We start from the raw sequence: 14719 nt of genomic DNA on the forward strand, positions 1-14719 counted from the left end.
CGCGGAAAGCGCGCGCGCCGGGTCGCAGGCCAGCCTGGGTCAGGCGGTCAGGGCGAAGGTTTCCAGCTTGGCGGCATTGTCCTTGTTGATCAGGACGCAGTCCATCAGCTGCTTCTCCTCGACCCCGGTCGACCCGGTGGCGATGAACTTGTCGGCCTGTTCGACCGCCATCTGCGCCTGGGCATAGGCCGGTTGCAGCACGGTTGCCTTGATCCCGCCCTTCAGGATGCTGTCGCGCACGTCGTTCGACCCGTCGAAGCCCACGACGATCACGTCGGTCCGGCCCGCGGCTTCCAGTGCAGCCCAGGCGCCCATCGCCATCGTGTCGTTGCCCGAGATCACGCCCTTGATCGACGGATTGGCCTGCAGCATCGATTCCATGACCGTATAGGCCTCGGTCTGCGACCAGTTGGCGGTCTGGCGTGCGACCGACTTCAGGTCCGGATACTGCGAGATGACGTCGGCATAGCCCTTCGACCGGATGCCCGCATTGGTGTCGGATTCCTTGCCGACGAGCTCGGCATAGTCGCCCGCTTCGCCCATCAGCTTGACGAATTCTTCCGCGCCCAGCTGCGCGCCCTGGTAGTTGTTCGAGACGATCTGGCTGACGGCAACGCCGGTCGCGGTGATCTCGCGGTCGATCAGGAACGAGGGAATCCCTGCGTCCTTGGCCTTCTGGACGGCGGCGACCGAGGCGTCGGCGCCTGCGTTGTCCAGGATGATCGCCTTCACGCCCGCAGCGATGGCGCTGTCGAACAGTTCGTTCTGCTTGTTGGCGTCGTCGTCATGGACCAGCACCATGACCTCGTAGCCGAGCTCCTTGGCCTTGGCGGCCGCACCGTCGGCTTCGGCCTTGAAGAACGGGTTGTCGTGGCTGGGGGTGATGATGGCGATGGTGCCCTTGGCTTGCGCGAAGGAAAGCGTCGGCAGGATGCCCGAGACGGCAGCGGCCAGGCTGCCCACGAAGAGGCGGCGGTTCAGAATCATGATGTCCTCCCATTCAAACGATATCGAGTTGATTCGATTCGCTGCGATCTATGCATCTGTTTCTCGCATATCATTGTCAAACGCTTTCTATTGTTCTCGATCTTTGCGCTTGCAGCATCACCTTTCCTGCAGGAACATCACCGCAACCGGTGCCCAGCGGCATCTCCGCTTGCACTTCGGGACGACTCGCGATAGAAGCGCAGAAATCGAAAGCATTCGAAAACCGTCTGCGTCCGGAGGGACGGATGCAGTCCGGGGAGGGGAACCATGTCCACCATCTTCCGCCGCAAGATCAGCCTGGGCGTCGTCATCGGCAGCCGCGCCTTCTTCAGCCCGGCCCCCTGCAAGGCCGCGCGCGACGACGTGCTGGCGCAGCTTGCAAAGCTGAACATCGACGCGGTGATCCTGCCGTTCGAGGCGACGGCCAACGGGGCCGTCCAGTCGATCGCCGATGCCGACCTCTACGCCGCCCATTTCAAGGCGAATGCCGACCGGATCGACGGCCTGGTCATCTGCCTGCCGAACTTCGGCGATGAAATCGCGGTGGCGGAACTGGTCAACCGTGCCAAGCTGAACGTCCCGATCTTGCTCCAGGCGTCAAACGACGAGGTCGCCAAGGTCTCTGTCTCCGAACGCCGCGACGCCTTCTGCGGCAAGATCTCTGTCACCAACAACTTCTGGCAATACGGCGTCCCCTTCACCGAGACGACCAGCCACACCTGCGACACCTGGGGGGAGGAATTCGCCCGCGACCTTGACCGCTTCGCCCGCGTCTGCCGCACCGTGAAGGGCCTGCGGGGCGCCCGCCTCGGCTCCATCGGCGCGCGCACGGGCGCGTTCCAGACCATGCGCTATTCGGAGAAACTCCTCCAGGCCGCAGGCGTCACTGTCGTCACGGTCGACCTGTCCGAGATGATGGGCGCGGCATCCGCCATCAAGTCCGACGACCCGGCGCTGCTGACCACGTTGGAGAAGGTCAAGGGCTACGGCAAGATTCCGGCCCACATCCAGCCCGCGCAGATCGAGAAACAGGCCCGCTGGACGCTCGCCGTCAACCGCTGGATCGCCGAGAACGGTTGCGACGCCTCGGCCATCCAGTGCTGGCGGTCCCTGCAGGACAACTTCGGCTGCGCCACCTGCCTGACCATGTCGATGATGGGCGAGGACCTGATGCCCTCGGCCTGCGAGGTCGACATCATGGGCGCGCTGTCGATGTATGCCCTGGCCCTGGCCTCCGGCGCGCCGCCCGCGATCCTCGACTGGAACAACAACTACGCCTACGAGGAAGACCTCTGCGTCTGCACCCATTGCGGCAACTACCCCAAGTCCTTCATCGGCGACACGCCCGAGGTGGGCGAGCTGGACGTGCTGGGCGAGACCATCGGCCGGTCCAAGTGCTTTGGCGCGGTCAAGGGGAAGGTCAAACCGGGGCCCATGACCTACTTCCGCCTGTCCACCGACGACCGCCGCGGCATGGTGAAGTGCTACCTTGGCGAGGGGGAGTTCACTGACCACCCCTTCGCCATGGACGGCGGCATCGCCACCACCCGTGTCGCCGGGCTGCGGAAACTCCTGAAGTTCGTCACCCAGAACGGCTTCGAACACCACGTCGCCATGGTCCGCGGCCACCACGCCGATGTGGTGAACGAGGCGGTGACCCGCTACCTCGGCTGGCCGATCTACCACCACGGCGGCGAGCCCGAGCCGCAACTGACCTTCCCGAACAGGTTCTGAGATGCTGACGAACGACAAGGTCCCGCTGATCCGGGAAAAGGCGCTCTGGATGCGGCGGACGGCCTTCACCATGGTCCACCGCGCGCAGCTGGGCCATCCCGGGGGTGACTTCTCGGCGATGGACATCCTCGCCACGCTCTACTTCGGCGTGATGAATTACGACCCCAAACGTCCAAACTGGCCCGACCGCGACCGCTTCGTCATGTCCAAGGGCCACGCGACGGGGGCGCTTTACTCGGCCCTCTGCGCGGCCGGGTATTTCCCCGAGGACTGGCTTTCCACCTACATGCAGCCGAAGTCGCTCCTCAACGGCCACCCGAACCGTAACTATCTCCCCGGCGTGGAAACCAACACCGGCCCCCTTGGCCACGGCTTCCCCGTCGCCACCGGCATCGCCATCGCGGGCCAGCTGACCGGCGCCAGCTACCGCACCTTCGTCCTGACCGGCGACGGCGAGCAGCAGGAGGGGTCCAACTGGGAGGCCGCGATGGTCGCGGGCCACAGGAAACTGGCGAACCTCACCCTCATCATCGACCGCAACCGCCTGCAACAGGGCGCGGGGACGGAAGAGACCTCCGGCCTTGATCCGCTGGACGAGAAATACCGCGCCTTCGGCTGGGACGTGTTCGAGGTCGACGGCCACGACCACGCCGCCCTTCTGGCCCTGCTGTCGGCCGCGCCGGGCAGGAAACCGCGCTGCGTGATCGCCAACACGATCAAGGGCAAGGGCGTCAGCTTCATGGAGAATGTCGCCTCGTGGCACCACGGCGTGCCGAACGATGTTCAGTACGATCAAGCGATGAAGGAACTGGTCTGATGGCACATGCCGCCCCCACCGCAGCCGGGTTCCAGGATTGCCGCAACGCCTGGGTCAAGACGCTGGAAGACCTGGCCGAGGCTGACCCGCGCATCGTCGCCGTGGTCAATGACTCGGTCGGCTCGTCCAAGCTGAACAGCTTCCAGAAGAAATTCCCCGACCGCCTGATCAACGTCGGCATCGCCGAACAGGTCATGGTCGGCGTCGGCGCGGGGCTGGCCAACGGCGGGCGCATCCCCTTCGTCTCGGCGGCCAGCTGCTTCATCACCGGCCGCGCGCTGGAACAAGTGAAAGCCGACATCGCCTATGCGAACTTCAACGTGAAGCTCGTCGGCCAATCCTCGGGCGTTGCCTATGGAGAGCTTGGGGCCACCCACCATTCGATCGAGGACTTCGCCTGGCTGCGCCCGCTGACCAACCTGACCGTCATCGTCCCCGCCGACGCCTGGGAGACGGCCGAAGCGGTGAAATGGGCCGCAGGCCACGAAGGACCCGTCTACCTGCGCCTTAGCCGGATGCCGGTCCCCGACCTCGACATCCCGGACCGCACGTTCCGCCCCGGCCATGCGGAAACGGTCCGCCAGGGCGAAGACCTCACCATCATCGCCTGCGGCACCACGGTGCATCTTGCCGCCGCGGCCGCCGACGTGCTGAAGGCCGAAGGCATCTCTGCCCGCGTCCTCAACTTCTCGACCATCAACCCGCTGGACGAATCCGCCCTGCACGACGCCGCCCTGACCGGAGCCATCGTGACGGTCGAGGAGGGCAGCGTGCGTGGCGGTCTCGGCGGCGCTGTGGCCGAGTTCACCTCGGCCCACCAGCCGGTGCCCGTCGAGCGCGTGGGCTTCCCCGGCTTCCTGCCCACCGGCTCGACCGACTGGCTCTTCCAGGAATACGGGCTTTCCCCCGAAGGCATCGCCGCCGCCGCCCGCCGCGCGCTTTTGCGCAAGGGCTGAGCCGTGCGCGTCCTTGCCATCGACCAGGGCACGACCAACACGAAGGCCCTCTTGATCGACGCGCAGGGCCAGGTCCTGGCCCGCGCCTCGGCACCGCTGACCACCAGCTATCCCCATCCCGGCTGGGCCGAACAGTCGGCCTCCGCCATCTGGGCCTCGGTGCAACAGGTCATCGCGGCCATCACCGCCGAGGCCGGCCCCCCGGACGCCATCGCCATCGCCAACCAGCGCGAGACCCTGGTCCTGTGGGACAGCAAGACCCACGAACCCGTCTGCCCCGCGCCGATCTGGCAGTGCCGCCGCACCGCCGAGGACTGCGCCGCCCTTATTGCCGCAGGCCACGATCCGCAGGTCATCAACTCCACCGGTCTTGGCATCAACCCGCTCTTCCCGGCCTCGAAGCTCGCCTGGGTCCTGCGCAACGTGCCCGCCGCGAAAGACCTTTACGCCCGGGGCCGCCTGCGTGCGGGCACCGTGGACAGCTGGCTTCTGTGGAACCTCACCGGCGGCACGGCCTTCGCGCTGGACCATTCCAACGCCAGCCGGACGCAGCTTTTCGATACCCGGAGCCTCGGCTTCTCGCCCGAACTGGGCGCGATCTTCGGAGCGCCGGTGGACTGCCTGCCGACCCCCATGCCCTCGGACAGCCTGTTCGGCACGACCACTGCCGGGGCAACCGCCCTGCCTGCGGGCATCCCGATCCGCGCGATGCTGGGGGACAGCCATGCCGCCCTTTACGGCCATGGCATCCTCACGCCCGGCGCGGTCAAGGCCACCTACGGCACCGGTTCCAGCCTGATGACGCTGACGCCGGCCCGCACCGCCTCGCGCCACGGGCTTTCGGGCACCATTGCCTGGACCGACCGGACCGGCACCGCCCATGCGCTGGAGGGCAACATCACCGTCTCGGCCCAGGCCGCCACCTTCATGGCGCGGCTTCTTGGTCTGAAGGACGCGGCCGCCCTTTCCGACCTTGCCCAGACCGTCCCCGACGCGGGCGGCGTCAGCTTCGTCGCCGCCCTCGCGGGCCTCGGCGCGCCGCACTGGAACGACGCGGCGCGCGGGACGATCACCGGGATGACCCACGCCACCACCCCCGCCCACCTTGCCCGCGCGACCTTCGAGGCCATCGCCCACCAGATCGCCGACGTGTTGGAGGCGATGGAGGCCGACATCGGCCATGGCCTCGCGGCGCTGAAGGCGGATGGCGGGGCGTCGGGCAACGCGTTCCTCATGCAGCTGCAGACCGACCTGATCGGCCGGCCGGTCGAGGCCTCTTCCGTCGAAGAGGTGGGCGCCATCGGTGTCGCAGCGATGGCGCTTGCCGCCAGCGGGTTCCCCCCGTTCCCGCAGGCCGGGACCGAACGCTTCGAGCCCCGCATCCCCCCCGCCCGACGCCAGTCCCTGCGCGCCGCCTGGTCGCGGGCGGTACGTCAGGCCGTGGAGCCGAGCTGAAGCGGCAGACTTTCGGCTGACCTGGAGCGTCGCACCTGCGATTGCATTTCGCCGCTGCACCTTGAAGCCAACCCGACCCCCGACGGGATAGACCAGCCTAAGGACCGCCTTCCTCTGGCCCTGCCATCACGGGCAGACAGAACCGCGCAAGCTGGATCTGGTCCGAAACGATGGGTCCGACGCGGCTGATGGGATTGGGTGGCGGAGGGGATGGGCCTGATATCCAACCTTCTCCAGTATCTAACTTATTGAAATGAAATGATAACACCAAGCCTCGCCTCGATGTACGCGCTCGTGGAGCAGGTTCTCCACTTTCTCGGCGATAGCGGAAACTGGATGTAGAGCATCATCGCTCAGCGGATGTTTCCCGGGCTCGTCCTGAGATTGGGGAGCGTTTCGTCATTCGGGAATGCAAGTTGACAGGCAGGCCTGCCTCAAGCGAAGTTCCTCTGATAAAGCGGGGCGAACCACACATTGCCCTGTCCGCCTGGCACTCAACCCGAAAAGCACCCATGGTGAACCTGCGGCGCGCCATTCACGCGGAAACCCCCGACTAATGGAAATCCGCTTCGCGGTGCGAGAAAACCGGCTGGCTGACCCCACTTCGGTTACCGCGGCCGACTGCGCCTCCTTCATTGCTTAACCTGGCCTATTGGATCTTTTTGAGCACAGCCGGCGGTCGGAAGAGCTGCAAAAAATGTCGGACACCTCCGTACGCGCGGTCCTCCGGTTTGCCCTTGATGTGCCACGAGCTACCGGATCGGGCCACTCAAGAGAACAAGGCGTCTCCTGACGCTGTCGGCATCGCCCAGGCCAACCCGAAGGCAGGGTTCGGCTCCACTGTGGTCACCAGGGTGCTCGCGGCTCAGTTGGGCGGCAGAGCGGACCTTGATTTCCGGCCTGACGGTTTGGTTTGCACGATTCGGTGCCGTGCGTCGGAGGTGGCAAAGCCCGCTCCTGCGTCGGAAGAGGAGTTTCCGAGCGTCCCAGTTTCAGACACCACGGTCGCAGCTTAAGCTGGGCGGGTGAAGCCGCGTCCGCAGATGGCCAACCGTGTGTGGAGGGAGCGGCCCTGCTGCATGGTGAAGGGATTGGCAATGCAGCAGGGCCGTGACGCCAGAATGAGGCCAATTGATCTCACCGGACGCATCTACATTATGGATGCATCCTGTGGCAGAAGAATGGACAACTTGTGTCGTACCGAGGACATCAATAGGCCCGTCGTTGCTAAAGCGACGGTTGACCAGTGGAAGCCTTGTCTCCCGACGACCTCGCGGTCCGATCTTCGAGCAGTGTACAAGCCAAGCCGCCACCGAACAGACCGAGAGTGAAAACAAAGATGTATGTTAACAACCCGCCGCCTTTGGTGGGGGGTTTAGTATCTTGCGGAAGGAGGGAGCAGTAACTGCCGCTTTCGGATGGACCCAGTCTCAAAGCAGGCATGTGCCCCCATATGCGCTGCACGTAACAGGCGACCGCTTCTCAAGTCTAACAGCCTAGGGGCGAAAGGCAACATGCTGTCTTCGAACAGCCGCGCACCTTGACGACTTCCGGGACTCAGGCGGCCCTTCAGATTCAGGTATATCTTTGAGCAAAGACCCAGCGGCGCTCTTGGCCCACGCCACCGCTCGGCCCTGCTGCCTGGTAAAGGGGAATTAACCTAAGCAGCAGGGTCGCGGTGTCAGGACGAGGGCTCTTGATGTCCTGCTCACCCTTCTTATCCATCCGCGTCGTGGCCCAAGAATGGACAGCACGAGGCACTTTCGTGGCACGAGCAACAGCGCTCCTCAAATCCAGATCATGCTATCGTCGTACGGTGGGGCGGCCCCAACCAACCAAGCCGCTGCCGGTTCCGTAAGCTGCTCTGCGAAGATATCTGACAGCGGGCCCGGCCCGAGACGGAATGAGGACTATCTGCCGGGCCCGAAAGGTAGTCGACTTCCCATAGAACTACCTCTGACCGAAAACCCGCAACAGCGCCTGATGTTCCGACGCAAGATGGGCGTCGCGGGGAGCACGGCCCGGTGAGGGGAATCTCCGGGCCGTACCCACAGTAGCGGTGATTGCTTGCAAGACTCGACCGCCAGGTACGCACCGTGGCCGCATGGGGACGGCCACTGGGCGCAAAACCGTTTCCTAGCGAGGATGTTCCCACACCCTTCAACGATACATCGTCGGGCGTGGATCCCGCCCCTAGTGGGTCAGCCCCGGTCCGCCCATCTGCTCTGATGCTTCCAGCTCATCCAGCGCCTGCCTGAGATGATCCACGGCGTTGGCAGACAAGTGCATCTCCAGTTCCATCCCCATGGCGAGCTTGACGACCAGCCTGAGTTTGCTCTCCTCCATCCACGCAACAGTGATCCGCTCGGCGAACATCGCGCCTGCAAGCTCCGGGTCTGGGGTCGACCTCCGCTTTTCGGCCGCGAGCATGGAGGCTGCCTGGAAGCGCGCGAAGAAGCCCAACTCGATCTGGTGCGGGATGCGGAGGGTGAAGTGCTGACCGGCCGTGTCCTCGCATTCGATCAGGAGCCACTCACCGTCTTTCTCTTCACCAAAGGAGTAGGAGTTGATGATGCGAAGCGAGGGCAGCAGTGTCTTCATGGTAGGCTCCAGCCGGTTAGCTGCACAGTCTGCCGGAGGCTGAGATTCTGCAACTCAGACCAATCAATCAAGAGTCACCGCCTGTTGGAGAGAGGACGGTGCAGTAGATCAGCGGCTACTCCAAAATCGAGAGCGAGCCCCTCGGTTCCGTCAGGCCGCTGGATTCTCGATCGCGAGCATCCATCAGCAAGCAGATGACCGAACAGCCACCGATGCCAGAACTCACGAGCACGACATAGGCGATGAAGGACCATATTCTAGATGGTGGCGTTAGGTCAGTTGCGTGAATGCTGCGAAACCCGCCGCTCTTGGAGGGCCCGAGCCTGTACACCGGCATTGTATTCTTTCCCCTCGTGCGCGTCGGAGGCGACCGCGACGCAGGTCTATCACCTTTGGGGCGACTGGCAACCTGCGGTCTTCAGCCGTTGGCGCCTTTCTAACCTGCTCCCACCTCAGAGCAGCTGAGGGATAGGGCCCTGCAGAACTCCTCGACGGCAAACTCCGACATGATGCGGGGTTGGAACCTGCCTTCGACGGAATGGGCAGACAGGATTTCGTGCTTGATCATGTGCACATCCACCAAGCGCATGTTGCAATCCTGGAAGAGGCGTCGAGACACGTCGCCACAGGAAATGACCTGAACATCGTGGTGGCGCGAGTCGTCCATGATGCGTGCAAAGCATTTTGCGATTGCCTCCCGGGATCCTTCGAGTAGCTGGAAGAAGTTGTCCTCGTCGGCCACCAGGACGCCCGTGAGCAGATCGCGCGCGTTGTTCTGCCGGGACGACGCAAGAATGCAGTCGAGGCTCGCCTGGTCCGAGGTCGCGCGCTTTGAGGTGTACACCAGCCGGGTGAGCTGCATTGCGCTTTGGGCCTGAAGAACCGGCGCGATAGCATGCTCTCTCAACGACGGGTGGATATGCGGAACCAGCGACAACGGCCGGGCCTTCGAACGGGTGATTCCGCGCGCCTCCAGCCAATCGCGGATCGCCTCCCAGACGTCATCCGACGTGCAGCCGTCGTACTGAAGCACATCGTTCAACCGGAGCCGCAGATCTGCCGGCGGCACCTCGTCCCACGAAACCTGGCTACCCCTCACCAAATCACGTCCAGTCCATCGAGTGTCCATCGCTCCCACCTGCTTTTTTTGCTAGTGGCGAGACGCTGCAACCAGAAGATGAAGAAATTTGGGCAAACTTCGATTTATTATTTGTTTATCGTAGGTTAGCGTTCATCTTCGGTTAATGTTCGCGTCAATTTTCGGCACGACGATGACCAGAATTACCCCACTCCGGAGTTCCCGAAGTGAGGTTTAACAAGTCGAAGCCGACCCGGACTAAGAGCCTTCAGGCAGGGCTAGCCCGCGGCTATCAAGACGACGGCGGCCGCCCCCAGACGCACAACCAAAGACGAGCGGCGACGTCAAAAAATATTCCTTGGGGTGAAAAATCAAGAGGAGATCTGGAGCACTACCCGAAAGATAGGCACGAACTATACTAAAGCATAGTTGGCATGAGCCGACGGTCGTTCTTTTTGTCAATCCTGCTGGTCCAAAGTGTAGCGCGTTGTCAGCGACGTGGCGGGAGCTGGAGCATCCGGGGCAGACTGGAGCTAGTTGGATCGTGAGATTTTCATCGGGTTGCGGCGGACGAACCAACGATATCGGCACAGTGAGGGGTGAATCCAGGCACATGCCCCGCTCCCTAAGGGTTGACTGGTCTAATCCTTTCAGTTGTGCTGCAAGAGATCTTAAGCGGGGCCCGTCTTCATGCGTTTCACTCGGATTCTTGTGGGTGTTGCGGTTTTGGTGGTTGCGGTTTGGATACTAATCGGTGAGCAGTTGGCAGGCGTGAGCGCCGACGCAGTCATCAACGCACGGCTGTCTTCAGTCCGCGCGCCTGTGGCGGGCGACGTCACTCTGGCTCCTCTCTCGCTCGGCGCACGAGTCCGCATTGGCGACGACTTGGGGTCGATTGAGGATGCGCGGGCGGATACAGTGAGGCTTGCCGACCTGGAAATGGAGGTAAGGCTGGAAGCTGCAGCAAGTGCCAGAGAGACTTCCTTAGTTGCCTGGCTGCAGGATCAAATTACTGCCTTGGAAGCGAGGACACTTGCCTACCAGAGTTCGCGTGAGCAGGAGTTGGCAACCCGACTCGAACGTGCTCGTGCGAGATTGGAACTGCTCGAAGCGGATCCCGCGGGAGAGGCGGGGGACGTCCCGGCAACCCTGTCTCAAGGTCAGACCGAGAATAGTGGCGATCCGCTTCTTCCTGGAATTGCTCTGGAATATGCGAAAGAGAAGGTCTCTGCGCTAGAGGTCGAGTTGGCTGCCCTGCAGTCTGGCGTGCATCTTGGCGATGGATACAACGACGCACCCTGGTCCGAGCAGTGGCGCGCCGATCTGGAAGCGCGTCTCGCCGAACACCAAAGCGCCCAAAAAGAAGCTGACGATCGACTGGCCGCGGTCACCGCGCGTCTCGATGCGGAGCGACTTCGTGTCAACCGACTGACTGCTTCGCCGCTTCGGTCATCCATTAATGGCATTCTGTGGGAACTGCGGACGGAAAGCGGAGAAAATGTTCAGCGGGGCGACGAGTTGCTGAAGCTCGTGAACTGCGACAGCACCATCGTCACCCTTTCCGTCACCGAGAACATCTACAACGGGCTGGCCGTGGGCGATCCTGCCACGTTCAGGCCGCAGGGCCATGGCAGCACATTTGAGGGAACGATAGTCCGTCTCGCAGGCTCGGGTGCGGAGACTGTGTATCGCAACCTGGCAGTGGCTCCGAGCACCCGGCATCTTGAACGCTTCGACGTCGCAGTGGACGTGCCCGGTCTGGCGGATGATCCAGACTTTGCTTGCGCAATCGGCCGCACGGGACGTGTCTTCTTCGATGCCCGACCGCTCGATTGGTTGCGGGGAATGTTCGACCGGTGATCGCGCTTCCCCTCCTGTCAGAGGCCCAATCTGCCCTTGTCGAATTAGGCGCGGTTTCGGCGGCGGCGTGGGTGGCCACCACCGTCTTCGATCGCAAGAAGACATTCCACCGAGCCGTGCTGTTCGGAATCGCCTTTGTGCTGGCTGGAAGGTACATGTTCTGGCGGATAACGGACACCGTGGCACCCCCCGGATGGACGTTCGACTTCTTGGCAAGCTGGTCGTTGCTCTTCTTCGAGGCCGCCGCGCTGGTTGGGTCACTCAGTGCCTTCGTGATGCTGAGCCGAACTCGGGACAGGAGCGCTGAGGCAACCGCAAATCTCAGTTGGTGGGAACCGGGACCGCCGCCCAAGGTCGCCATCCTGATTGCGACCTACAATGAGGAGCTGGAGGTTCTGGAGAGAACGATCGTCGGGGCGCTTGCGCTTAGACACCCGCATAAGGAGGTCTTCATCCTGGATGATGGGCGTCGCGCGTGGCTCAGGGATTACTGTGAGCGCATGGGTGTGCGGTACGTGACGCGTCCCGACAACGCGGGCGCAAAAGCCGGGAACATGAACCATGCCCTCAAACTCTTGGATTCCTCTCCGCTTCCTCCGCCTGACTTTGTTGCGGTTCTTGACGCGGACTTCGTTCCTCACCGCGGTTTCATAAGTCGGACGCTGGCCCTCTTTGCGGACCCGAAAGTTGGGCTAGTTCAGACGCCACAGCATTTTTTCAACTCGGATCCGATCCAGCACAATTTAGGGCTCAGTCGTTCCTATCCCGACGAGCAGCGCTTCTTCTTCGATCACATGCAGGCGGCCCGTGATGCCTGGGGTATCGCCTTCTGCTGCGGAACCTCTTCGGTCGCGCGGTTCTCGGCCCTCAAGGAAATCGGATGGTTCTCCACCGACAGCGTGACCGAGGATTTCATGGTGACGCTCGTCCTGCAGAATGCGGGTTGGGACACTGCCTATCTGAATGAACCCCTTACCGAGGGATTGGCACCAGAGGGGCTCAAGGAATACGTCACCCAGCGGGCCCGCTGGTGCCTTGGCATGATGCAGATTGCCCGGAGCAAGGTGGGACCGTTCTCGTCCAACGGGCTTCGCCTGCGCGACAGGTGGAGCGTTATCGACAGCGTCCTGTACTGGACGACGACTTTCCCATTCAGGTTGGCCGCGTTGATCTACCCGCTCTTCTACTGGTATGCGAGCATCACAGTCGTCGACGCTACTGTGCCCGACGTCATCCGGTACTTCGGAACCTACTATGTCTGGGTGCTGATAGCACTCAACTTCGTTACGCTCGGTGTCGTGATGCCCGTGCTCACCGATGTCAGTCAGATGCTTGGGGCAATACCGATCAGTCGCGCAGCCTTTGTTGGCCTGTCGCGACCTAAGGGCCATCCTTTCAAGGTCACAGCAAAAGGGGGCGACCGGTCTCAAGTGACGGTTCAGTGGGCGCTGCTTGCACCCTTTGCGGTCGTTCTGGCGTTGACACTCATCGGTCTGGTTCTGGGCATCTTCTCTGATCGGTTTGCCTTCTACGACGCGGGTGACGGTAAGGCGATTGTGCTTTTTTGGACGCTCTACAACGTCGTCGTCCTGTGTTTCACGATCCTGGTTTGCATTGAACTTCCGCGGCGCGAGCGTCACGTCGCAGACAGCCCAGAGAGGGCCGTTGTCCTGACCAACGACCTGCCAGATCAGGAAGTGTGGTTGGTTGGCCTTGCACAGGATCGGGTGCGCGTTCGGGGAGCCGACCTTCCAGTCGGGACTAAGGGGTACCTGCGTATAAGGGAGGTCGGCGACGTCGAATTCCTGGCGCTTGCCACGACGTCCGACGGCGCACGTCTCTCTCTTCATCCAACCGAGGAGCAGCACACCGCACTCCTGGAGCGGTTTTACACCGATGGCGAAGCGCCCGGTGTGCTGAACGTGCGACTGGCCGCCCTTTTCGAGGGTCTTTCACGTAGGCTCTCGTTCAACGACGATCGGCGCTGAGTTGTCTCCTTACGGTGGCCTGTAACCGGGATACGGATTCCGAAAGCTCTGAAAGCTCTCGGGTTCGGTTTGACTCAAATGGGAAGACGTCTTCACCCCGGGAAACAGCAACTGCATTCCTGGCTGCGAGCCCGAAGGGCCGAGCAAAAATCCGGACAAACAGCAAGGTTGCAAATGTGAGGACTACAAGCATTCCCAAGACAAAAGGCAGCAGGCGAGACGGTAGATCGTTGTCGATGTCCGCAAACTCGGAGTTGTCTACACGTGCGATGAGGCGCCACCCGAAGTTCGGTGTTCTGTCGTCGAACTCGACGGGACGAACGAATGAGAAGTATGAACCCCCGTCCGCCCATTCTGCCCGGACACTTCCCGATGTGCCGAGTGAAGCCAGACGGAACGGGGCCGATGTCGGTTGGGCCGGATTGTTCTCCAACGTTGACACGATTGCGGTTCCATCTTGTGACACCAACACAGCGTCGATCTGCAAGGCGCTGGCCATCTCATCCACGAGGTTCGCAGCCCAATCGAAATTGATGTGCAAACCAAGAACGCCTACTTGACGGCCGGTCTCGTCGCGAACAGGTAACGCATAATCAAGGAACCGTGGCGGGTCGCCATCCTCGCTCCCGAGCAGCTTCGCAAGGAGCACGGCCTCATGCACATCCCCAGCAAAATCGGCATTCAGACCTTCGCGGAACCAAGGTCTGCTCGAGACGTCGGCGCCCTCCAAAAGACCACCTGCCGCCGCTTGCACCGTCCCGTCAAGCGATGCAAATCCCACCCAGGAAATCTTCTGACCCTCGGCAATCATCTGGTCCATGACCGGTCGCAGTTCGTCAGGTGAACTATCGGAAAGCTTGCCTGCCAGCGCCTCCAAGCGGCTCCATTCGTCCGCAAGCTCTCGACCGAGAGCCGTCAGGAGGGCGGCAGATCGGACCTCTACGGCTTCAGCCATAGCGTTGTCGGTAAGTTGCTCCGCTGCGTCCCGAAGCACGAAGAATAGGAATGTGGCGCCGGCCACAGCACTGAGAACCACGAACGCAAGGATTGCACCAGGTAATGTCACCTGCGGTTTGGTCGCCATGCTCGCCTCGTCTAAAAGTTCAGGTTGAATGCTAAGGCGAAGAGCCTGCAAAGTTCTAGACTCGACTGAGATGCCGAGAGCATATTTTGGGTTGGGTCATTTGAGGCGCTCCGCCTCTTGTGAGTCGTTGTGGAAGAACGCTTACGTGTTCGCCTCAAA

At 62.3% G+C, this 14719-nt stretch carries 10 protein-coding genes; 6 read left to right on the forward strand and 4 right to left on the reverse strand.

From position 1 onward, the window contains the following. Positions 1-39: 39 nt before the first annotated feature. Complete coding sequence (locus tag ACE3Q6_RS13745; RefSeq protein WP_374433302.1) at positions 40-987, reverse strand: D-ribose ABC transporter substrate-binding protein; 948 nt, start codon at positions 985-987, stop codon at positions 40-42. Between the two features lie 267 nt (positions 988-1254). Between ACE3Q6_RS13745 and ACE3Q6_RS13750 the strand changes: the two genes are divergently transcribed. Genes ACE3Q6_RS13750 through ACE3Q6_RS13765 form a run of 4 tightly spaced genes read left to right on the forward strand, consistent with a single transcriptional unit; the run spans position 1255 to position 5949 of the window. Further along, on the forward strand, positions 1255-2721 hold the full coding sequence (locus ACE3Q6_RS13750) for an L-fucose/L-arabinose isomerase family protein (RefSeq protein WP_374433304.1): 1467 nt from the start codon (positions 1255-1257) through the stop codon (positions 2719-2721). 1 nt (position 2722) lies between these two features. After that, on the forward strand, positions 2723-3538 hold the full coding sequence (locus ACE3Q6_RS13755; RefSeq protein WP_374433306.1) for a transketolase: 816 nt from the start codon (positions 2723-2725) through the stop codon (positions 3536-3538). Next, positions 3538-4494: a transketolase family protein gene (locus ACE3Q6_RS13760; protein ID WP_374433308.1), complete on the forward strand. Its 957-nt coding sequence runs from the start codon at positions 3538-3540 to the stop codon at positions 4492-4494. The genes ACE3Q6_RS13755 and ACE3Q6_RS13760 overlap by 1 nt, the downstream gene beginning before the upstream one ends. Positions 4495-4497: 3 nt before the next feature. Beyond that, positions 4498-5949, forward strand: a complete 1452-nt coding sequence (locus ACE3Q6_RS13765) for a glycerol kinase (RefSeq protein WP_374433311.1) — start codon at positions 4498-4500, stop codon at positions 5947-5949. A 2193-nt stretch (positions 5950-8142) separates the two neighbouring features. Here the strand turns inward: ACE3Q6_RS13765 and ACE3Q6_RS13770 are convergent. Both ACE3Q6_RS13770 and ACE3Q6_RS13775 read right to left on the reverse strand, forming a co-directional pair. Next, positions 8143-8550 (reverse strand): hypothetical protein, encoded by a 408-nt coding sequence (locus ACE3Q6_RS13770; protein ID WP_374433313.1) that lies wholly within the window; start codon positions 8548-8550, stop codon positions 8143-8145. 436 nt (positions 8551-8986) lie between these two features. Continuing rightward, a complete protein-coding gene (locus ACE3Q6_RS13775; RefSeq protein WP_374433394.1) occupies positions 8987-9583 on the reverse strand; it encodes a BLUF domain-containing protein in 597 nt (198 codons plus the stop codon). Between the two features lie 735 nt (positions 9584-10318). On the opposite strand from ACE3Q6_RS13775, the gene ACE3Q6_RS13780 reads away from it, so the two are divergent. After that, positions 10319-11488, forward strand: a complete 1170-nt coding sequence (locus ACE3Q6_RS13780; RefSeq protein WP_374433315.1) for an HlyD family efflux transporter periplasmic adaptor subunit — start codon at positions 10319-10321, stop codon at positions 11486-11488. 71 nt (positions 11489-11559) lie between these two features. Further along, a complete protein-coding gene (locus ACE3Q6_RS13785; RefSeq protein WP_374433317.1) occupies positions 11560-13476 on the forward strand; it encodes a glycosyltransferase in 1917 nt (638 codons plus the stop codon). On the opposite strand, the gene ACE3Q6_RS13790 is transcribed toward ACE3Q6_RS13785, so the two are convergent. Then, positions 13457-14560: a hypothetical protein gene (locus ACE3Q6_RS13790; protein ID WP_374433319.1), complete on the reverse strand. Its 1104-nt coding sequence runs from the start codon at positions 14558-14560 to the stop codon at positions 13457-13459. The genes ACE3Q6_RS13785 and ACE3Q6_RS13790 overlap by 20 nt on opposite strands. Between the last annotated feature and the right edge of the window lie 159 nt (positions 14561-14719).

Origin of the sequence: Tabrizicola sp. (assembly GCF_041913445.1) — a bacterium.
GTDB lineage: Bacteria > Pseudomonadota > Alphaproteobacteria > Rhodobacterales > Rhodobacteraceae > Tabrizicola.